The 20,115-nt window shown below is 69.7% G+C and carries 20 protein-coding genes; 12 read left to right on the top strand and 8 right to left on the bottom strand.

Annotated elements, in window-relative coordinates:
• Positions 1-1,767: 1,767 nt before the first annotated feature.
• Together ABD299_RS10655 and ABD299_RS10650 are read left to right on the top strand one after the other, a co-directional pair.
• A complete protein-coding gene (locus tag ABD299_RS10655; protein WP_344260844.1) occupies positions 1,768-3,189 on the top strand; it encodes a hypothetical protein in 1,422 nt (473 codons plus the stop codon).
• Between the two features lie 32 nt (positions 3,190-3,221).
• Entirely contained in the window at positions 3,222-3,383 is a 162-nt protein-coding gene (locus tag ABD299_RS10650) for a hypothetical protein (protein ID WP_344260842.1), read from the top strand.
• A 59-nt stretch (positions 3,384-3,442) separates the two neighbouring features.
• Here ABD299_RS10650 and ABD299_RS10645 read toward each other — a convergent pair whose 3' ends face one another.
• Complete coding sequence (locus ABD299_RS10645) at positions 3,443-3,856, bottom strand: hypothetical protein (RefSeq protein ID WP_344260840.1); 414 nt, start codon at positions 3,854-3,856, stop codon at positions 3,443-3,445.
• Here ABD299_RS10645 and ABD299_RS25130 point away from each other — a divergent pair.
• Complete coding sequence (locus tag ABD299_RS25130; protein ID WP_425581307.1) at positions 3,782-3,994, top strand: muconolactone Delta-isomerase family protein; 213 nt, start codon at positions 3,782-3,784, stop codon at positions 3,992-3,994. The genes ABD299_RS10645 and ABD299_RS25130 overlap by 75 nt on opposite strands.
• A 248-nt stretch (positions 3,995-4,242) precedes the next feature.
• On the opposite strand, the gene ABD299_RS10640 is transcribed toward ABD299_RS25130, so the two are convergent.
• The 5 genes from ABD299_RS10640 to ABD299_RS10620 form a co-directional block, all read right to left on the bottom strand.
• A complete protein-coding gene (locus ABD299_RS10640) occupies positions 4,243-4,593 on the bottom strand; it encodes a hypothetical protein (protein ID WP_344260838.1) in 351 nt (116 codons plus the stop codon).
• Positions 4,594-4,595: 2 nt separating this feature from the next.
• Complete coding sequence (locus ABD299_RS10635; RefSeq protein WP_344260836.1) at positions 4,596-5,060, bottom strand: prevent-host-death protein; 465 nt, start codon at positions 5,058-5,060, stop codon at positions 4,596-4,598.
• A 236-nt stretch (positions 5,061-5,296) separates the two neighbouring features.
• A complete protein-coding gene (acnA, locus tag ABD299_RS10630) occupies positions 5,297-8,017 on the bottom strand; it encodes an aconitate hydratase AcnA (RefSeq protein ID WP_344260835.1) in 2,721 nt (906 codons plus the stop codon).
• 112 nt (positions 8,018-8,129) lie between these two features.
• On the bottom strand, positions 8,130-8,507 hold the full coding sequence (locus ABD299_RS10625) for a GntR family transcriptional regulator (RefSeq protein WP_344260833.1): 378 nt from the start codon (positions 8,505-8,507) through the stop codon (positions 8,130-8,132).
• A 2-nt stretch (positions 8,508-8,509) separates the two neighbouring features.
• Positions 8,510-9,487, bottom strand: a complete 978-nt coding sequence (locus ABD299_RS10620) for a DUF1648 domain-containing protein (protein ID WP_344260831.1) — start codon at positions 9,485-9,487, stop codon at positions 8,510-8,512.
• 177 nt (positions 9,488-9,664) lie between these two features.
• On the opposite strand from ABD299_RS10620, the gene ABD299_RS10615 reads away from it, so the two are divergent.
• From ABD299_RS10615 to ABD299_RS10590, 6 genes are all read left to right on the top strand, one after another.
• Positions 9,665-11,194 carry a helix-turn-helix domain-containing protein gene (locus ABD299_RS10615; RefSeq protein ID WP_344260829.1) on the top strand — a complete coding sequence of 510 codons (1,530 nt, stop codon included), beginning with the start codon at positions 9,665-9,667 and terminating at the stop codon, positions 11,192-11,194.
• A gap of 426 nt (positions 11,195-11,620) precedes the next feature.
• On the top strand, positions 11,621-11,881 hold the full coding sequence (locus tag ABD299_RS10610; protein ID WP_344260827.1) for a type II toxin-antitoxin system Phd/YefM family antitoxin: 261 nt from the start codon (positions 11,621-11,623) through the stop codon (positions 11,879-11,881).
• On the top strand, positions 11,869-12,267 hold the full coding sequence (locus ABD299_RS10605; RefSeq protein ID WP_344260825.1) for a PIN domain-containing protein: 399 nt from the start codon (positions 11,869-11,871) through the stop codon (positions 12,265-12,267). The genes ABD299_RS10610 and ABD299_RS10605 overlap by 13 nt, the downstream gene beginning before the upstream one ends.
• 28 nt (positions 12,268-12,295) lie before the next feature.
• Positions 12,296-12,781, top strand: coding sequence for an NsdA family TPR-like regulatory protein (locus ABD299_RS10600; protein ID WP_344260823.1), 486 nt, complete (start codon positions 12,296-12,298; stop codon positions 12,779-12,781).
• On the top strand, positions 12,778-13,218 hold the full coding sequence (locus ABD299_RS10595; protein WP_344260821.1) for an HAD family hydrolase: 441 nt from the start codon (positions 12,778-12,780) through the stop codon (positions 13,216-13,218). Before ABD299_RS10600 ends, ABD299_RS10595 begins: the two co-directional genes overlap by 4 nt.
• A gap of 35 nt (positions 13,219-13,253) precedes the next feature.
• A complete protein-coding gene (locus ABD299_RS10590; protein WP_344260819.1) occupies positions 13,254-13,499 on the top strand; it encodes an HAD family hydrolase in 246 nt (81 codons plus the stop codon).
• 412 nt (positions 13,500-13,911) lie between these two features.
• Here the strand turns inward: ABD299_RS10590 and ABD299_RS10585 are convergent, their stop codons facing one another.
• Both ABD299_RS10585 and ABD299_RS10580 read right to left on the bottom strand, forming a co-directional pair.
• Positions 13,912-14,109 carry a DUF397 domain-containing protein gene (locus ABD299_RS10585; protein ID WP_344260817.1) on the bottom strand — a complete coding sequence of 66 codons (198 nt, stop codon included), beginning with the start codon at positions 14,107-14,109 and terminating at the stop codon, positions 13,912-13,914.
• Positions 14,106-14,984 (bottom strand): helix-turn-helix domain-containing protein, encoded by an 879-nt coding sequence (locus tag ABD299_RS10580; protein ID WP_344260815.1) that lies wholly within the window; start codon positions 14,982-14,984, stop codon positions 14,106-14,108. Before ABD299_RS10580 ends, ABD299_RS10585 begins: the two co-directional genes overlap by 4 nt.
• Positions 14,985-15,132: 148 nt before the next feature.
• Between ABD299_RS10580 and ABD299_RS10575 the strand changes: the two genes are divergently transcribed.
• From ABD299_RS10575 to ABD299_RS10565, 3 genes are all read left to right on the top strand, one after another.
• The gene (locus tag ABD299_RS10575) at positions 15,133-15,609 is read left to right on the top strand and encodes an ATP-binding protein (protein WP_344260813.1); all 477 of its coding nucleotides are present in this window, start codon (positions 15,133-15,135) and stop codon (positions 15,607-15,609) included.
• 145 nt (positions 15,610-15,754) lie between these two features.
• A complete protein-coding gene (locus tag ABD299_RS10570; protein WP_344260811.1) occupies positions 15,755-16,138 on the top strand; it encodes an effector-associated constant component EACC1 in 384 nt (127 codons plus the stop codon).
• A gap of 6 nt (positions 16,139-16,144) precedes the next feature.
• Complete coding sequence (locus tag ABD299_RS10565) at positions 16,145-20,044, top strand: caspase, EACC1-associated type (RefSeq protein ID WP_344260809.1); 3,900 nt, start codon at positions 16,145-16,147, stop codon at positions 20,042-20,044.
• The last annotated feature ends 71 nt before the right edge of the window (positions 20,045-20,115 follow it).

Below are 20,115 nucleotides of genomic sequence, written 5' to 3'. Positions count from 1 at the left end.
CACCGTCCCTGCCCACCCACGACCCGAGCAACCCGGAGCACCCGACCCGCGCGTCGGGCCCCAGTCACGCCCACCCGGCCCCCAGAAGCCGAACCCACCGCGTTCCACCAAGATCAGACCAGCTCAGCCCACAAGCGAACCAGGGAGGTTAGAGGCGCAAGGGTCTTTCGAGGACTCGGCTTGGCGGCCTTACGGGGACGCGCTCGTGGCAGTGATCGGCGACATACGTTGCGCCGGTCACTGCGGGGTTCCTGGCGTACGGAGACCGGGCACTTGGACGAGGCGGGACGACGTGGCGTGCTGTCGCTGCCGTCTGTATCGCGGACGAGCTGATCTGCTTGATCCTCCATCCCTGCGCGACGCAGGGCGATGGAGGCGGTAACGGCGGCTCCGATGCGGACCGCTTCCATCGGGATCGGGCGGACGGCGACCGCAGCTCGGATTCCGCACGTGCAGTCGTTCGTGGCTGCATCGCTCGGCCTGAGCGCGCTGTGGGCGGGGCATTCACGCCTCAAAACAGGGCGCATGCCATGGAGGCTAGCGGAGAAGCGATAGCTACCGGCCTCGCGCTTGACATCTTTACCCGACCCGGTTTGAACCCGTACACCCGCACAGCTACCGGCTCGCCGCCGAGGCAGGCGAGAACGAACTCGCCGCCACCGCCCTGCGCGGGCTCGCGGACCAGGCCATCGACCTCGGCCACATCCCCACCGCCGTACGGCTCGCCGAAGCCTGCGAGCAGCGAGCCAGGAAGCTGACCAACCCCAAGGCGCTCGCGTACTACCGCAACACCTATGCCCGCGCCGCAGCCGCCGACGGCGACCACACCACCCCGCCAAGCTCCTCACCTCCACCCAGGCTGCCATCGAGCACGCCCCCGCCCTGCCGGGGCAGTCCTGGGCGTCGCACTACAGCCACGGCCGGTGGGCCCACGAGTCCGGCATGTCACATGCCAAACTCGGCGATCTCACCGCCGCCGAGGAACACCTCCACCTCGCCCTCGACAGCCTGGACGCCGCTGAGCTCGGCGAGCACATCGCCGCCTGCGCGTGAGGCGCCCGTGACCACCGCCGAGGAGACCGAGGACCCCGCCCACGCGGAGGGCTCTCGTACGCCACCGCCGACACCGACCGCCCCACCTGGGCGGTGTACGAGGCGGCGGTGTACGTCGGCCCGCCTCGGCCTATCCCTTGCCGCGTGACCGAATCAGCCAGCAGGATCGTCACCACCAGTGGCGGCCGCAGGGGCTGCTGGCTTGCATGTGCTGGAGGCTGTCCATCACCGCGCGGCTGCCGTCACGAAGATTTACACGGGGAACTTCGCCCCAATTCGGCCGACGGGCCGCAGCACCGCTGTTGACTACCGGACGACGACAGGCCGGTAGCAACCGGGGAGGCCACGACACGCAGCCCACCGTCTGGGGTGATCACATCCGACCCTTGCACGTGGGTGGTGCAGTGTCAGGGCAGTGATCAGCCAGCTTCTTCCAACGGTTGGGGCGGGTTGGTGGCAGGAACTGCCGCCGGAAAACGAGATGTGATGTGGATCACGAAAATTGTTGGGGAGTAAGTGCCGGATCGGCTCTCTGCCGCCGCAGGTAGGTGAACAGACTTACCCAAGCAACAAAGGAGGCCCGAGATGCCTGCGACTTCAACGCCGGACTCGGCACCCGAGGACACCGCAGAGCAGCCTGCTGCAGAACCGCGCGAGGGAGCAGGAACACCGCTCGCGCCCTCAGCGCAAGGCTCCGGCGCGCACGGAACTTCGGTGCTCGACGAGCCGGCCAACACCGGACTCGCAGCACTGGTGGCGGGCGCCGGACTCGCAGCACCCATGGACACGCTCGATCTGGACCACAGTCACTTCGCGGCGCTGGGCGACTCCGTCCTGAGCTCCGGCGGGCTGACTGACGTCCTTGACGCGGCTTCCCTTCTGTCCGGTATCGATGATTCCTTCCGGTCATTGGGTGGACTCGACCCGATTCTCAGCGAGTTCAAGTTCACCGATCTGGCGAACTTCGGCCTGGCCCCGGCCCTCGCCGGCATCGAGCTGCCAGTTCCCCGGCTTCCTGACATCGGCGAGATGGTCGGCCAGTCGCTGCTGTACGGGCTGGGGACCCATGGTGCCGCGCTGTCCAACATGCAGCCCCAGGTCCTCTCCTTGTCCGAGACCGTGAACTCGGTCCTGCCGGCCTCCACCGTGGACACGCTGGGGCTGATGGGCGGCATCAACGTTGCCAGGACGATCCTGTCCGTGGTCGAACCGCAGATCAACTGGGCAGGCGTGGCTGCCGGGCTATCATCGATGGCTGATGTCTTCCAGTCACTGGCCAGTCAGGTTCGTCAGTTGCACGTCGGCCTGGCCCCGGTGCTCGAATGCCTTCCGACTCTGATTTCGCCGCTGTCCAGCCTGGAGAAGATGACTGGGTCCCTGGCACCTCTGGCGCAGATGGCCGGGTCATGGGCACCGGACGCCTTCACCGCAGTCCAGATGGGACTGCCGCGGATGATGCAGGAGCTCCTCCGCTCTCTTCCGTCGATGGACCTCATCGGCAGCCATGCGGCGCACCTCTTCGCCGAAATCGGCTCCGTCACCGACTGGGCGAAGCAGCTCAAGCCGTCCGTCCTTGCCGAGGCCCGCTACGCCTTCGACGCGTATATGAAGGGCGACCCGGAGCCGATGAAGAACTTCCTCCACCGCTGCCTGCGCCTGCGGCCAGTCTCGGAGGACCACTGTCAGGCCTTGGCCGTGGCGATGTTCGAGCGCGCTTGGGAGCAGGAGGTCGACCTCACCGATGACCAGTCGGTCCGCAGCATCCTGACCCAGTACGCACGACAAGGCTGTGATCTGGAGCGCGATCACCAGATTCGAGGCGCCTCGATTGGCTACATCCCGGAGGGCTGGGAGCAGCGGGCTACCTTGCCGGGGCCGGAGGATCTGGTAATCCCTCGCCTTGTTCCTTGGGCCCAGCAGTTCGAGACCGCCCCTGTGCGGTATGTGGCCAGCCGACTCGACGATCGGGAGGAGGCCGTAGTCCGCGCCTTCTCGGAGAACGGCCGCATGACGTGGCCCAAGGCCTCGGCATTGGTCGAGGAAGACCGAGCACAAGGCGAGCGGGCTCGACGCAAGCTGATCCGCCTCGGAAAGAAGTGGAGCAGGCTCGAGAACGACGGTCGGGTGTGCTCGTGAGTACGCCGTCCGATCGTTCACAGGAGCCGCTCATGACGGTGCGTGCTGCGGTCATCTTGATGCTTGGCCTGCAGATCGCCGTGGCCGCCGGTGTGCTGACGGTGCTGGAAGGGAACGGCTGGGCTGTCGCGGTACTGGCTGCTGGCGGTGCCTTCGCCGGTACTGTCGCCTTCGCCCGGTCCGTGATCGGTTGAATCGGTCGGGCGAACAGCAGGCCCGGCTGACGCCGCCATCTGCAATGCGGGGCGCCCCTTCAGGAGAGCAGGGCCGCGCGGACTTCCGCGGCCAGGTGCTGAGGGTGGCTGGTGGTGGGTGTGGGGGCGAGGTCGATCCATGAGCTGAAGAGGGTTCTGCCGTCCGGCTGCCGTCTGCCCTCGCTCTCACGGGTCATGCTCCAGACCGAGTCCCCGCGGTGCAGGCTCCAGACGTCGCCGGCCTGTGTGATCAGGACCTCGCAGCCGAATCCGCTGCCGTCCTCCCGGTAGCCGCCGGATTCGTGAGAGGTGCGAAACTCTGCGTCCGGGCCCAGCAGACCGGCGACACCAGTGGCCTGGCTCCGGATCAGCTCGCAGACAAGTGGCAGCAGGAGGCAGTGGCTGCCGGCAACGCTGCGTCGGCGGGCCCGCTGCGCCGTCTCTGGCTCCGCCCGGACGGGCTCCCTGCCCACGGGGTGTGGCAGGCGACCGACCGGGAGACGCTCGACCGGGCGCTCAAGGGTCTCCCTATGGCTCCGTGGCTCATGATGCCGGTCACTCACCTGGATCCACACCCGAGCGACCCCGTCGAGCAGGCGTTCGCAGTGTGACGAGAAGGCCCTCTCTCTATCGAGCATGCACGATTTCTTGGACTAGCGGGGCAAGCCCTCCAAGCTGACGAAGCCGCTTCACCCAGAGACTTCCCCTCCGCGGAGTGATCGGGGAGATCGAGTCGCCCTTTCCCAAGGCCGCGCCGACCTCGAGTGAAGTCAAAGTCCCCGGTCGCGGCAGCCACACGGCGATCATCCGAATCGGATGCGCGCTCACCGACCATGTGGTGCGACGCTGCGAAGCCCGCCTACTTCGTCTCGTTCGGGTGACTCGTGTGCACCTGCTCCAGGAAGACCGTGCGCTCGTGGACGTAGAACCAGATGCGCGCGGTGCCCTTCGCAGTCGGTTTGTGCTGCCACCGCTCATGGGTCGCGCCGCCACGCTCGATGATGCCGAGCTCACCCTTGAGCCGATAGTTCGTCGGCGTCGTGGCCAGAGGCGTCCGCGTGAGGAAGTCCCAGGTCTCCGTCATAGGGTTGCGGATCGTCGCGACGAGGTCGCGCCATCCCTTCTGCGCATCGGCTGTGGCGAAGCGGATCTCGTACTCGAACTTCTTCGGAGGGCGAGGAACCAGCTCGCGCTTCCTGGCGGCCGCCACGGCTACGGACGCTCCACGGTCTCATCGTCGTCGAGCCACTCCAGACCGGCGCTGCCGCTGCTGAGCCCGGCCGCGACGGCGGTGGCCGTCTCCCTCCAGGAGGTCAGCTCTGCGATCGCGAGGTGCGGCTGGTCGGTGGAGAACGACGCGCGCGCCGCATCGACGAGGTCCTGCGCGCAGGACTCCCGGTCGGCCGGCGACAGCGCGAGCATCCAAGGAAAGGCCTTGGACATCCGCTCGGCGAGCGAGCCGCGGTCGTCGAGGGTGACGGTGATGAGCTGCGCGGCAAAGTTCAGCAAGCGGGCACGACCCTCGGCCTCGCGCTGCGACATCAGGACCAGAGCCTCGCCGTCGCGCCGGGTCACCGTCACGGGGTGGTCCTCGGCCTCGGCGAAGACCTCGGCGGAGTGTTTGCTCAGGTCCGAGGAGCGCCGAGTCGCCACGGGGAGGTCTGCTGCGATGGTCATGGATCCATAGTATTCGGAACGTATTCGGAAGTCCAGTGGAGGCTGCGGAGTGCGTGCGCCGGACTCGACCTCCGGATGCGGGATGTCGGGGTTCTTCGTCGCCGTAGGATGCGCAGCTCCGCTCCGGGAACAGATCGCGTGCGATCATGCTCGCAGGCGCATCTTCCGCCCCGTCGCGCGCGAGCGCCCTGCCCCCGCGCGCGAGATGCAGGGGCAGGGCGCTCGTTCACGTCAGGTCAAGAACCGACAAGTTGGCGCAGTACGTACTGCATGATGCCGCCGTTGCGGTAGTAGTCCGCCTCACCGGGGGTGTCGATGCGGACCACCGCGTCGAACTCCACCCCGCTGTCGGTGGTGACCTTGACCGTGTCCGGGACGCCGCCGTCGTTGAGCGCGGTGATGCCGGAGATGGAGAAGGTCTCCTCACCGGTCAGGCCCAGGGTCTCCGCGTCGTGGCCCTCGGGGAACTGCAGCGGCAGCACGCCCATGCCGATCAGGTTCGAGCGGTGGATGCGCTCGTAGGACTGGGCGATGACGGCCCGCACGCCCAGCAGCGCGGTGCCCTTGGCCGCCCAGTCGCGGGAGGAACCCGAGCCGTACTCCTTGCCCGCCAGGACGACCAGCGGGATGCCGGCGGCCTGGTAGTTCTGCGAGGCGTCGTAGATGAAGCCGACCGGCCCGTCCGCCTGGGTGAAGTCGCGGGTGTAGCCGCCCTCGGTGCCCGGCGCGATCTGGTTGCGCAGCCGGATGTTGGCGAAGGTTCCACGGATCATGACCTCGTGGTTGCCGCGGCGCGAGCCGTAGCTGTTGAAGTCGCGCCGCTCCACGCCGTGCTCGGTCAGGTACCGGCCGGCCGGGGTGTCGGCCTTGATGGCACCGGCCGGCGAGATGTGGTCGGTGGTGACCGAGTCGCCCAGCTTGGCCAGCACCCGGGCACCGGCGATGTCGCGCACCGGCTCCGGGTCGCTCCCCATGCCCTCGAAGTACGGGGGCTTGCGGACGTAGGTGGACTGCGGGTCCCACTCGAAGGTGCTGCCGGTCGGGATCGGCAGGGAGTTCCACTGGTCGTCGCCGGCGAAGACGTCGGCGTAGCTCTCGCCGAACATCTCCTGGCCGATCGCGGAGGCCACGACCTCCTCGATCTCCCGCTCGGTGGGCCAGATGTCGGCGAGGTGGACGGGCTTGCCCTCCTGGTCCAGGCCGAGCGGCTCGGTGGTGATGTCGATCTTCATCGACCCGGCCAGGGCGTAGGCCACCACCAGCGGCGGCGACGCCAGGTAGTTCATCTTGACGTCGGGGTTGATCCGGCCCTCGAAGTTGCGGTTGCCGGAGAGCACCGACACCACGGCCAGGTCGTTGTCGTTGACGGCCTGGGAGACCTCCTCCGGCAGCGGGCCGGAGTTGCCGATGCAGGTGGTGCAGCCGTACCCGACGAGGTTGAAGCCGAGCTTGTCCAGGTAGGGGGTGAGACCGGCCCGGTCGTAGTAGTCCATGACGACCTTGGAGCCGGGGGCCAGGGTGGTCTTGACCCACGGCTTGCGGGTCAGGCCCCGCTCCACCGCCTTCTTGGCCAGCAGCGCCGCGCCGACCATGACCGAGGGGTTGGAGGTGTTGGTGCAGGAGGTGATGGCCGCGACCGTCACCGCGCCGTGGTCCAGCTCGAAGGTGGTGCCGTCCGCGGCGGTGACGGTGACCTGCTTGGTCGGCACGCCGTTGCTGACGGCCGGGGAGTCGGAGGCGGGGAAGGACTCCTTGCCGGCCTCGTCCAGGTCGGTGTCGTCCACGTACTTGCGCACGTCCTGCTCGAACTGCGACTTGGCGTCGGACAGGGCGATGCGGTCCTGCGGGCGCTTGGGGCCGGCGATGGAGGGCACCACGGTGCTCAGGTCGAGCTCCAGGTACTCGGAGAACTCCGGCTCGGCGGCCGGGTCCAGCCACAGGCCCTGCTCCTTGGCGTACGCCTCGACCAGGGCGAGCTGCTGCTCGTCGCGGCCGGTGAGCCTCAGGTAGGTGAGGGTCTCCCCGTCGATCGGGAACATCGCCGCGGTGGAGCCGAACTCCGGCGACATGTTGCCGATGGTGGCGCGGTTGGCCAGCGGGATGGCGCCGACGCCCTCGCCGTAGAACTCGACGAACTTGCCGACCACGCCGTGCTTGCGCAGCATCTCGGTGATGGTCAGCACCAGGTCGGTGGCGGTGGTGCCGGTGGGCAGCTCGCCGGTCAGCTTGAAGCCGACGACCCGCGGGATGAGCATGGAGACCGGCTGGCCGAGCATGGCGGCCTCCGCCTCGATGCCGCCGACGCCCCAGCCCAGCACGCCCAGGCCGTTGACCATGGTGGTGTGCGAGTCGGTGCCGACCAGGGTGTCCGGGTAGGCCTGGCCGCCGCGGACCATGACGGTGCGGGCCAGGTGCTCGATGTTGACCTGGTGGACGATGCCGGTGCCGGGCGGGACGACCTTGAACTCGTCGAAGGCGGTCTGGCCCCAGCGCAGGAACTGGTAGCGCTCACGGTTGCGGCCGTACTCCAGCTCGACGTTCTGCGCGAACGCCTCGGGGGTGCCGAAGCGGTCGGCGATCACGGAGTGGTCGATGACCAGCTCGGCCGGGGCCAGCGGGTTGATGCGGGCCGGGTCGCCGCCCAGCTCCTTGACGGCCTCCCGCATGGTGGCGAGGTCCACGACGCACGGTACGCCGGTGAAGTCCTGCATGATGACGCGCGCCGGGGTGAACTGGATCTCCTGGCTCGGCTGGGCCTTGGCGTCCCAGCCGCCCAGCGCCCGGATGTGGTCGGCGGTGATGTTCGCGCCGTCCTCGGTGCGCAGGAGGTTCTCCAGCAGCACCTTCAGGCTGTAGGGCAGGCGGGCGGAGCCCTCCACCTTGTCCAGCCGGAAGATCTCGTACGACTCGTCGCCCACCTGCAGTGTGCTGCGGGCATCGAAGCTGTTCGCCGACACGACAGTCTCCTTCAGTGCATGATGCGCGCGGCCTGCCGCGATGCCGCGGCGACAGCGCCCTCGCAGATATATCTCGATGTCGAGATAACTCTAGTACATCGGCCCCGCGTGGTCATGCTCCGCCTCCCCGTGTCCGGACCAGCCCGGCCCGGACCAGCCCCAGCACCTCCTGATCGGTCATCCCCAGGGAGCGGGCGTCGGCCACCAGGCGGGCGGCCGACTCCACCAGCCGGGCCCGCCCGGCCGGCGCGTCCCCCGCCGTCACCACCGCGCCCCGGCCCCGTCGCAGCTCGATCAGGCCCTCGTCCCGCAGCCGCTGGTAGCCCCGCAGCACCGTATGCACATTGATCCCGAGGGAATCGGCCACCTCCCGCGCGGCGGGCAGCCGGTCCCCCGGTGCCGCGTTCCCCTCGGCGATCGCTCCACGCACACATGCCGCGATCTGTTCCCCCAGCGGCACGGGAGAACCGGTGTCCACCCGGAACAGCATCCTCAGCCCGCCGCCCTTCGCGCCCGCTCGACCAGGGTGTTGAGCAGCGCGGCGGCGGTGGCGGAATCCTCCACCGTCACCACGAACTCCTTGCCGTTGGCCAGCATGACCGACAGCCCTTCTCCGGAGCGCAGCACCAGCCCGCTGGCCCCGGGCCGGATCCGGTACCCCCAGCCCCCGAACTCGGCCAGCGCACTGATCCGCCGCGTACGCGCCGCCTCGATGCGCTCCAGGGGCACGCGCTTGCGGGGCTGTCGCACCAGCGGATGCCCGACGGTGAGACCGTGCCGGTCCACGGTGACCCGGATGCCGGTCAGCGCCCCGGTGACCGCGGCGGCCACCAGCAGCGGCACCACAGCCGCCCGCACCCCGACCACCCCCAGCACGAGTGCGGCCACCACGGCGGCCACCGCGACGCCGCCCAGCAACGGCGAGCCGGTCCGGCGGCTCCAGGACGCCGCCTCGCCCTCGGCCAGATCGAGCCGCGGCGCGGGCACCGCCGGGTCCGCCTCCGGCTCCGGGTCGGGGCCCGCCAGGCGCCACACCACCAGCCCCACCAGTGCGGCGATGCCGAAGCTCACGGCCAGATGCCATATCGGCAGCGCCACTTCGGCCGCGTCCGCCACGTCCGTGTTGACCAGCACGGTGACCACGAAGACGTACCCCAGCATCGCACCCACGCCCGCTCCCAGGGCCAGCATCGGACGGCGGCCGGGCCCCGGACCGCTCCGGAGCGGTATCCAGGCGAACAGCAGCCACATGCCGACCACGAATGCGACCGGCACCCACAGGGCGACCGGCCTGGCCAGGTAACCGTCGGCACCGCCGCCGGGGCCGAAGTGGGTGGCCATCGGGTCCGGCAGCCGGTCGTACCGGCTCACGGAGAACACCGCCAGGGCCACCAGGGCGGCCACGTACGGGGCCGACAGCAGCGCCAGTCTGCGGCCCCTCCCGCCGGCATCCGGCATCTGCTCGCCCATCTCCAGCCCTTCTCACCGCCGCGACGACGACATCACCGCGACCATTATTTGCATTGCAGTAGAACAACTCAACCATAGCTGGTCGAGGACCCGGACGGGACCCCCGCGGCACATCCGACTCACCCGAACAGCCCTGCCTGACGCGACACATCTCATATCTGAGATAGGCTGATCTTCATGACCGACGACTACCTCGGCCGCATCGGCCACCTCATCCGGGACGCCCGCCAGCACCGGGGCTGGACCCAGCTGCAACTCGCAGAGGCGCTCGGGACAAGTCAGAGTGCGGTCAACCGGATCGAGCGCGGCAACCAGAACATCAGCCTTGAGATGATCGCCCGCATCGGCGAAGCACTCGACAGCGAGATCGTCTCCCTCGGCTACGCCGGACCCATGCACCTGCGCGTGGTCGGCGGACGCCGCCTCTCCGGCAGCATCGACGTCAAGACGAGCAAGAACGCCTGCGTCGCCCTGCTGTGCGCGTCCCTCCTCAACTCCGGCCGCACCGTGCTGCGCAGAGTCGCGCGCATCGAGGAGGTCTTCCGCATCCTGGAGGTCCTCTCCTCCATCGGCGTCCGCACCCGCTGGATCAACGACGGCGTCGACCTCGAACTGGTACCGCCCGCCGAACTGGACCTCGACGCCATCGACGCCGAGGCCGCCCGCCGCACCCGCAGCATCATCATGTTCCTCGGCCCGCTGCTGCACCGCATGAACCAGTTCAAACTCCCCTACGCCGGCGGCTGCGACCTCGGCACCCGGACCGTCGAACCCCACATGACGGCCCTGCGCCGCTTCGGCCTGGAACTCACCGCCACCGAGGGCACCTACCACGCCACCGTCGACCGCACCGTCAACCCGGCCCGCCCGATCGTCCTGACCGAACGCGGGGACACCGTCACCGAGAACGCCCTGCTGGCCGCCGCCCGCCACGAGGGCGAGACCGTCATCCGCAACGCCTCCTCCAACTACATGGTCCAGGACCTGTGCTTCTTCCTGGAGCAGCTGGGAGTGCGCATCGAGGGCGTCGGCACCACCACCCTCCGGGTGCACGGCGTCGCCGAGATCGACCGCGACGTCGACTACTCCCCCTCCGAGGACCCGGTCGAGGCCATGAGCCTGATCGCCGCCGCCGTCGTCACCGGCTCCGAACTCACCATCCGCCGCGCTCCGGTGGAGTTCCTGGAGATCGAACTGGCCGTCCTGGAGACCATGGGCCTGGACCACGACCTGGGCCCGGAATACGCCGCGGACAACGGCCGCACCCGGCTGGCGGACCTCACCGTCCGCCCCTCCAAACTCGAAGCCCCGATCGACAAGATCCACCCCATGCCGTTCCCCGGCCTCAACATCGACAACGTCCCGTTCTTCGCCGCGATCGCCGCCTCCGCGCACGGCTCGACCCTCATCCACGACTGGGTCTACGACAACCGCGCCATCTACCTCACCGACCTCAGCCGCCTCGGCGGACGCCTCCAGCTCCTGGACCCCCACCGCATCCTCGTCGAAGGCCCCACCCGCTGGCGCGCCGCCGAGATGATGTGCCCGCCCGCGCTGCGCCCGGCCGTCGTCGTCCTGCTGGCCATGATGGCCGCCGAGGGCACCTCCGTGCTGCGCAACGTCTACGTCATCAACCGCGGCTACGAGGACCTGGCCGAACGCCTCAACTCGGTCGGCGCCCAGATCGAAACCTTCCGCGACATCTGAACCACCGAAGCCGCCGAACCCCGCCTGACGAGTAAGAACGCTGGTCAGGCGGGGGCGACGGCACCTGTGGGACGTCTCTGGGGCTTTCCACCTGCGCCGGCACTCCCACGGGGCGGCCTTCCGCTCGCGTCCCGTCCCCAGGGGCCGCCGGTGCTTGGCTTCCACCGGCGTCCCGGCCGAGGTCGGGTCGTCCCGGGGCGGCGTCACCAGCACCGGCGCGAAGAGCTCCGCGTACTGCTGGACGGCGCGTGCCACGCTGGGCGGCAGAGGCGCATCTCGGACTTCGCGCCCCTTGAGCAGCGCGGAGCACAGGTTCGTCCGTACCGTCCACCTGGCGCCGGACGTGGACGACTTCCCTGATGACGGCGAGCCCTTCAACGCGACCCAGGAACCCTTCAAACAGGCGTTTTCTGATATTCTGAACCCATGAGACTGATCACGGCCTCCGAGGCTTCGCGCAACTTCGCAAGCCTCCTGGACCGGGCCGAGCGCGGAGAGACCATCGTGATCACCCGCGGCGGACGACGCCTGGCCTTGATCGGCCCAGCCCCCGTCGCCAACGGAGGAGACTTCGCCGAGGCACTCCTCGCCTTCCGCGGCCGCCACCCCGAGGACGACCCCACCTACGGGGACGACGTCCTCGGCGCGCGTGACCTCCTGACCGAGGACGACCCGTGGAACGGTTGATCCTCGACACCGGAATCCTCATCGACGCCGAACGCGGCAAGCTCGACCTCACCCACCTGAACCGGAACGCAGATCTGGTCATCGCCGCCGTCACGGCTGCGGAGCTCTTGACCGGTGTGGAACGCGCCGACACCCCGCAACGACGGCAGCGGCGTCAGGAGTTCGCCGACCTGGTGTTCGCCGTCATTCCCGTCGAGGACTACACCCTCGACATCGCCCGCGCGCACGCCCGCCTCCTCGCCCACGTGCGCACCCAGGGCAAACCCCGGGGGGCCCACGACCTGATCATCGCCGCCACCGCCGCCGCCACCGCCCGCGCCGTCCTGACCACCGACGGCAAGGCCGGGTTCGGGGGTCTGCCCGGTGTGGCCCTGGCAGAGGACTAGGCCGGCCGGGACACCCGCCCTCCACGCCATGCTCCTCACCCGGCAGGCCCGGGGACACGCGAAACTGGGCGAGCGGGAGGAGTGCCTGCGCGCCCTCGGGCAGGCATCCGAACTGTGCGCCGGCGGCCGTTCCGAGAACGACCCGCAGTGGCTGTACTGGATCAATGAAGGGGAGATCCACGGCCAGACCGGCAGCTGCTTCCTGGACCTCGGCGCCCCCGGACGGGCAGCCGACAGCTTCGCCCTGGCCTACGACGCGATGAACCCCGGGGAGACACGCACTCGGGCGCTGTTCCAGGCGAGAGCGGCGACGGCGCAGCTCCGCAACGGAGAACACGAGGAGGGTCGCGCTACCGCCGAGCGGGCCCTCACGCTCGCCGAGCGGGTGCAGTCCGCACGTCTGAACGACCACCTCTCAGATGTGGCCGAGGAACTCCAAGGTGAACGGCACACCTCGGACGCCGGTGACCTGCTCGACCGCATGACCATGCTGACCACCAAGGGGGAACGGTGACGGCCCGCTCCGTGCTGGTGCTGTGGGACATCGACCGCACACTGCTGTACGTCGGCGACATCGACCGGCAGGTCTACCGGGAGGCTTTCGCCGAGATCGTCGGACGCCCCGCGGAGAGGCTCCCGGCCCGCGGAACCGGCGTAACCATGCCCCTCGCAGTCCGCGGCCTCCTTCTGGACAACGGTGTGCCGGAGAGCGACGTACCGGCGTTGCTTCCCAGGATCATTCGGCTGCTCCCGGAGCTTCTGTCCCGGCACATACCCGATATCCGGCGTGACGGGCAGCTCATGCCCGGGGCCCTCACAGCCCTCCGGGCGGTAAGGAAGAGTCCGGAACTTCTCCCAACCGTCGTCACCGGCAATCTCCAGCCCAACGCCAAGGTCAAGCTCCGGGCCTTCGACCTCCACAGGTACGTCGAGACCGGGATCGGAGGCTAGGCTCCGACGATTCGCACCGGCCCGCACTCGTCGCCGTGGCGCAGAAACGCGCGCGGGCCAGACACGGAAACCCGTACGACCGGCAGAACACCGTGATCATCGGTGATTCCCTGGAGGACATCAGAACCGGCGTCGAGGGCGGAGCCAGGGTGATCGCGGTAGCATCCGGCACGACGCCTGCCGAAAGGCTCGGCGCGGAAGGCGCGGACGCGGTCCTCCCGGATCTGACGGACACCGATCTTCTGCTGGCGACCATCGCAAAGCTGACCCGTCAGGGATGAGCGCCCCTTGATTTCGGTCTCTATAAGACGCGATGAGACCTGCGTCTTCCGAGACGCGGGACATCCGTAACAGCCTGTCACCACATTCTCAGGGGGCGAGAACGGTGCCGAGAACGTTGCCGGCCCGGTACAGGCCGAGTACGAAGTGCGGCGACATCCGCCAGCCTCCTGAGTTCTGTGCCTGATTCTTGACAGGCACAGACACCCATACAGAAGCACTGACCCCACGAGTGATCGCTGCATGGGGCACCCATTCGTCCTTCATCCCAGACACCGACCGATCGTGTTTGTGCCTGTTCCTCACTGGCGAGGGAACAGGTGAAGAACAGCAGGCATCTTCGCCTGTACCGCAGGCACAAACGGCCCTGCCACAGGTCTGCCCCCGGTGCGCCACCGGGAGCAGACCTATCGCTCATTGAGCAGTGAAGCCGATAAAAGCTCCCCAAGCCCCAGCGTCGACCTCAAGGCCGCGCCGAGCAACGTCTTTCGAGTCGCGCACTCGAACGGCGCGAGGGCAGACGGCAACCTCGATGCACTCCCCGCCCGATCCCGTGCTGTAACTGCTCTTGAACCACGCCAACTCAGACGCGGTGGACTTCTCGGCGTTCATTGTTCTCCCAGCAACTTTTCGACGAAGGCCAGTGACGCGCGAGGGGTGAGCGCTTGAGCTCTGAGGATGCCGTACTGCTCCTCAAGCTCCCGGACTGCCTCGCGCTCGGTATGCAGGCGGCTGTCCTTGTACCCCTCCACGTAAGCGATCCTGCGCCCGTCGCGCGTCTCGATCAAGGTGAACGGCCCCTCCAGTCCAGCGTGCTCCTCCAAGTCGGTTGGCACCACCTGAACTTCAACGTTCCGACGCTGGCCGTACAGCAGGATTTGCTCCAATTGCCCCCGCATGACCGTCCAACCTCCGAGCGGCCTTCGCAGCACCGCCTCTTCGATGACGAAGCTGATGGTCGGCTGGGGTACACGAGCGAAGATCTCTTGGCGGGCCAGTCGGGCGGCGACCCTCTCCTCAATGACGTCCGGAGCCAGCAACGGCCGCCACATGCTGAACACCGCACGGGCGTACTCGTCGGACTGGAGGAGCCCCGGCACAGCCTTCGTCGCGTACACGTGCAACCCCACGGCCTCTGCCTCCAACCGGGCCGCGTCCCTGAAGAACGCCGGATACTGGGCCCGAGCCACCTCCTCCTTCATCTCCAGGAGTACCCCGGCCGCGTCCAGCACCTCGTCCGCCTGGTCGATGAACCTCGGCGGTGGCACCCGGCGTCCCTGCTCGTACGCGGCGATGGTCGACGCCGAGTAGCCCGTCCGGGAGCCGAACTCGGGCCGTTCCAACCCTGCCCGTACCCGGAACCGTTTCAACTGCCGCCCGAAGGCACGCAGGACACCGAACCCGACCTCCGGCCCGAGCTGCCGCTCCCCGCCACCGTCGTCGCCGCTCGCGGACGTCACGCCCACCAGTCCTGTCGGTTCACTCATCCCCGCACCACCTCTCACGGCCAACGCGGCCCCCGCGCCGGCAGTCACGCTCCGTCTCGCCGACACCCGCACACCGGACACCTACAGCGACCCTGCGTGCGCGCGCCGTATCTGGTCACGCTAGGACGGCAGCGGCAGCGTGGGCCACATGAACAGCCCAATCTCCACCCCACGGGGGTACGCCCCCCGCATCGAGGCCGAGCCCGAGACCGGCCGCCCCCGCCATGAGTTCGCGATGGTCTTCACCTCCACTCCGCGCGGCGCGCGCCTCGCCCGCAAGTTGGTCTCCCACCGGCTCGACGCGTGGGGCCACCCGTACGGCAGCCGGGTCAACGACACCCTCACGCTCATCACCGCCGAGCTGACCGCCAACGCCGTACGACACGGGCACGTCTCCGGACAGGACTTCCACGTCCGGCTCATCCACGACACCGACACCGTGCGCGTGGAGGTCACCGACTCCCGTCCCGAGCGCCTCCCCGTTCTCTCCGGCCTGGAGCCGCCCGGCGACGCGGAGTCCGGCCGGGGCCTGCAGATGGTCGCGGGTCTGGCAACGCGCTGGGCGGTCGCCCCCTGCGAGGACGCGCCGGGAAAGACGGTATGGGCGGAACTCCGCCTCGCGTGAGAGGTGCGGGACTCGGCCATCGGCGACCGGTTCACGCCAACGACGCGGCGAGAGCAGGTTACCGTGCCGTCACTGTCAGTGCCGGGCGCTAGTGTCGCTCGCCCGGCACCGAGCCGGTAAACCCAGGGGGGAGCACAGAACCGTCATGCCCAAGAACCACACCGGATACCGGATCTCCGTCATCGACGAGGATCCGCTGCGCGCCCGCAAGGAAGCACGCGAACTGCTCGCCGCCCTCGCCGAGGCGGACTCCACCGCAAGGCTGGATCTGCCCGGACCCGGAAGCCCGGCAGGGAGCGACGCCAAGGGCGGCCCGTCCCTCGAGACCGTCGGGCTGCTGGTGAGCACCGGTTCGCTCGTCGCCGCACTGGTGCAGGTGTGGCTGGCGCGGATCCCTCAGCGCACCCTCGTGGTCAAACGGCCCGACGGGGCGGTCCTGCGTGTGACCGGCAAGGAGGCTCGCGAGGACAGCAACCTCGTCGAGCGGTTCCTCGCGGACGACGACAGCGACGGTACGACGGCGAGCTGAGCGGCAATGACCGACAACGACCGCCACGCCCTGCTCGTCGGCGTCTCCACGTACGACAGCGACACATACCGGGACCTCCCAGCCGTGCGGGCTGACCTGCACTACATGCGGGCGGTCCTGGAGAACACCGAGATCGGCATGTACAACGAGTGTGCTGTCGCCGCCGAGCCGACACGCACGGAGATGCTGCACGCCGTCGAGGCGTTCCTGGAGGCGCGGCAGCCCAGTGAGACCGCGCTGCTCTACTTCAGCGGCCACGGCGAGTACTGCGAGCAGGACGGCCAGCTCTACTTCCTGACCCGCGACACCGACCCCGCCGACCTGCCGGGCACGGCCGTACCGGCCGAGTTCCTGGAGCGGATGCTCCAGTCCTGCCGGGCCGCCTCCAAACTGGTCCTGCTGGACTGCTGCTCCAGCGGTTCCGTCGTCCAGGGCTGGACCGCCAAGGGTCCGGCGGGGGAGCCGGAGCGGCCCGCGCCGAGCACCCTGCTGCGGCCGACCGGCGTGTACTTCATCACCGCGTCCGACGCCCTCCAGGCGGCCTCCGCGATGGCGCCGCCCGGATCCAGCCTCGGCACCTCACGGTTCACCGGGGAGATCGTCGAAGGGCTGCGCAACGGGCATGTCAAGGACGGCGGCTGGATCACCCCCGACGATCTCTTCGACTACCTCACTGCCCAGATGGCCCGCAACGGGGTACCAGAGGAGCAGCGGCCCACCAAGTCCACGATCCGGGCCACCCGGAGCCTGCCCTTCGCTCGGTCCGTGGCACGACCGGTGCGGCTTCCCTCCCTGCCCCATGACACCACCGAGGCCGCCCGGCACTCCCCCGCGCTGCTGAAGGCGCGGCAGGCGGCCGAGGCGGACGAACGGGACGGCATCGACTCGCAGCGGCTCCTGCGGTACTACGCGGACTGCCTCACGGCGCAGGCGGCCGCCGGGATGCGGCCCGACCGGGACGCCGGCCGGAACACGAAGTACTTCCTGCTGAGCCAGGGTGAGGAAACAGTCCAGTCGGGCCGGGGACCGCACATCGTCGCGCCCGGACCGCTTTCGCGGCCTCAGGACGAACAGACCGGGCCGGCTACTGAGGCGGGGACACGGCAGGAGTACTGGTACGGGTATCCGGCGATCACGCTGCCCGCGCGGGACGGTGGCCGGGGGCGACGCGCCACGGTTGAGCTGGCGCCGCTGCTCATCCAGCAGCTGGAGCTGGCGCCGGATGAGAATGGCCGGGACGTGCTCCGGCCCAGCGGCATGCCCTCCCTCCACAGTGGCGTTGTCTCGGAATTCCTCGACGCGGGCGACGCCGCCGACCTGGTCGCCCGCTGGCAACCGGCCTGGCAGGAGGGCAACGACGCCCAGATGCTGCGTGCCGTGAGGGAGTTGCTGGAGGAGCTGGGGCTGCCGGAACTCGAACCGCTGGCCCCGTCCGCGCTGAGCGACCGCACGGTCATGCAGGCCCTGCGGCCCGGAGCGCACAATGCTGCCGTGCTGCTGGTGCCCTCGGGCGCGGAGGCCAGGGCCACCCAGGCGCTGGTGGACAATCTCCTGGAGATCTCCACGCGGACCGCGCAGATTCCCGGCACCGCCCTGGAGGCGCTGCTGGCCCGCGGGGCCGGGCAGGCGCCGGCCACCACCACGGTCCCGGTGACGCCCGTCGCCCCGGGGCCGTGCAACGAGAGCCAGGAGCAGGTGATCTCCTCGGCGATGACCCAGCCGCTGACGGTGGCGACGGGGCCGCCCGGCACGGGCAAGAGCGAGGTCGTCACGGCCGTCGTCACCACCTGCGTCGCTGCCGGGCAGTCGGTGCTGGTCGCCTCCACGAACAACGAGGCGGTGAACGTCGTCGCCCAGCGCTGCGACGACATCGCTTCCGGCCTGCTGATGCGGACGGGCAACGCGGAGGCGCTGGAGCAGGAGGCGGCCAAGCTGGAACGGCTGCTCGCCGAACCGGCCGAGCCTTTGCGACGCGGATCGGCCACCGTGGGCGGCGAGCTGCGCAACACCCGCAGGACGGCCGACCGGCTGCGGGAGGAGGCGGCACAGCGGATCGGCGAGGAGATCCGGCTGCTGGAACTGCTCCGCGACCGGGAGGAGCGCACGACCGCCCTGGAGCTGCCTCTGTCCCTCCTCGAAGGGGCCTGGGCGGCGGACGCGGACGGTCTGTCCCCGCTCAACCGGTGGGCGGACCAGGCGCGGAGGACTGCCGGGGCCCGCTGGTGGCAGCTCGGGGCATGGCGGCGCGGGCGGGCACTCGCCGCGCTGGTCGCTGCGGGGGCGGCTGGGGCCGAAGAAGCGGAAGGGCCCGGACCGGCATGGCCGGCCTGGGCCTCGCAACGACCGGTGCCCCCGGAACTGCTGGAGTCGCTGGCCGGTGTCGTGTCCGTGGAGCGGGAGGTGCGGGAACTCGTCCGTCAGCACGGGGAATGGGACGAGGACGGGCTCATGGAGTCCCGGCTGGCGACGGCGGAGGCCCTGAGCGGGCTGGCGGCGGAACTGTCCCGTGCGCTGTCCGCCGAGGCCACCGGCCGGGCGACCGCACTGATGAACCAGCGGCTCCAGGCGCTCCGCCGCCGGTCCGGCTACCAGCGCAGCCAGAAGAACCTGATGACGCATATCAAGGGGTGGGCCGTCAGCACCCACTCGGTGCGTCAACTGGAACTCACACCGAAACTGTTCGACCTCGTCGTCATCGACGAGGCGAGCCAGTGCTCCATCCCCTCGGTGCTGCCGCTGCTGTTCCGGGCCCGCCGGGCACTGATCATCGGTGACCCCATGCAGCTCGGGCACATCCCCGGAGTGTCACCGCAGCAGGAGCGGCAGGCGCGGACGCGGGCCGGGCTGCGCGCGGCCCAACTGGAGCACCACCGCCTCACCTACCACGTGCACTCCTCGTACCACGCGGCCGAGCAGCACGGCGACGGCGCGCTGCTCCTCGACGAGCACTACCGCTGTCACCCGCGGATCGCGGACGTCGTCAACGGCCACTGCTACGGCGGCCGGCTGCGGGTGCTGACCGACGTGCGGCGGCAGGTTCCGGTGCACGACCCGGTGGGAACGGCCGACCCGGCTCCGGTGCTCGGCTGGGTCGACGTACCGTCCGGTGAGTCGGCACGCGGCGGCGGCGGGCAGTCCTGGCGCAATGCGGCGGAGGCGGAGGCCGTGCGGCGCGTGGTCGACGGACTGCTGGCGGGTCTCCCGCCGGACGCGACGGTGGGAGTGGTCACGCCGTTCCGCGCCCAGAAGGAGGCCCTGGCCAGGATGTGGCGGGACGACGACCGGGTACGGGTCGGTACCGTCCACACCTTCCAGGGCGGACAGCGCGACGTGATGGTGCTCAGTCCGGTGGCGGCGGCCAACACCCCGCCCCGGACGACGCACTGGGTGGCGAGCCAGGTCAACTTGTGGAACGTCGCGGTGACCCGGGCCAGGTCGCAGCTGATCACGGTCGGCGGCCTCTCCTTCTGGCAGGGGCAGAGCGGCCTGCCGGCCCTCCTCGCCGCACGCTCGGCACCGCTGGGAACAGGCAGTGGAGCGGCGGACGAGGCGGGCACGCCCAGCCCGGTGACAGAGTCCCGCGCGGACCTCGCCGATCGTCTGCAGGCGTACCTGACCGGACGGGGCGTCACCGATGTGGAGCGGGCCGTGCCGGTGGGCGGACACCCGGTGGACCTGCTGTTCACCGATGCCGGTGAGAACACGGCGGTGCTCATCGACCCCGGCCCGGGAGCCGGCGCGGACCCTGCCCGGCACCTTCGGCTGCTCCACGTGCGGGGCGACCTGCTCACCGGCCTGCCCTCCGGGGGCCACGGCGCCAAGCCCGGCCGGGTGGGCCGGACGGTGCGGGTGCCCGCCTGGCGGATCCTCGCGGGCGAGGCCGCGCTGGCGCCGCTGTTCGACTGACCCCCGCAAGGCAGAACCGGGCTCCATGGAGCCTGCCCAGTGACCCACTCAACCGCCGGGCAGGCTCCGTA

The organism is Streptomyces sodiiphilus (assembly GCF_039529215.1).
GTDB classification, from domain to species: domain Bacteria; phylum Actinomycetota; class Actinomycetes; order Streptomycetales; family Streptomycetaceae; genus Streptomyces; species Streptomyces sodiiphilus.
This window is presented reverse-complemented; position numbering and strand designations above follow the sequence as displayed.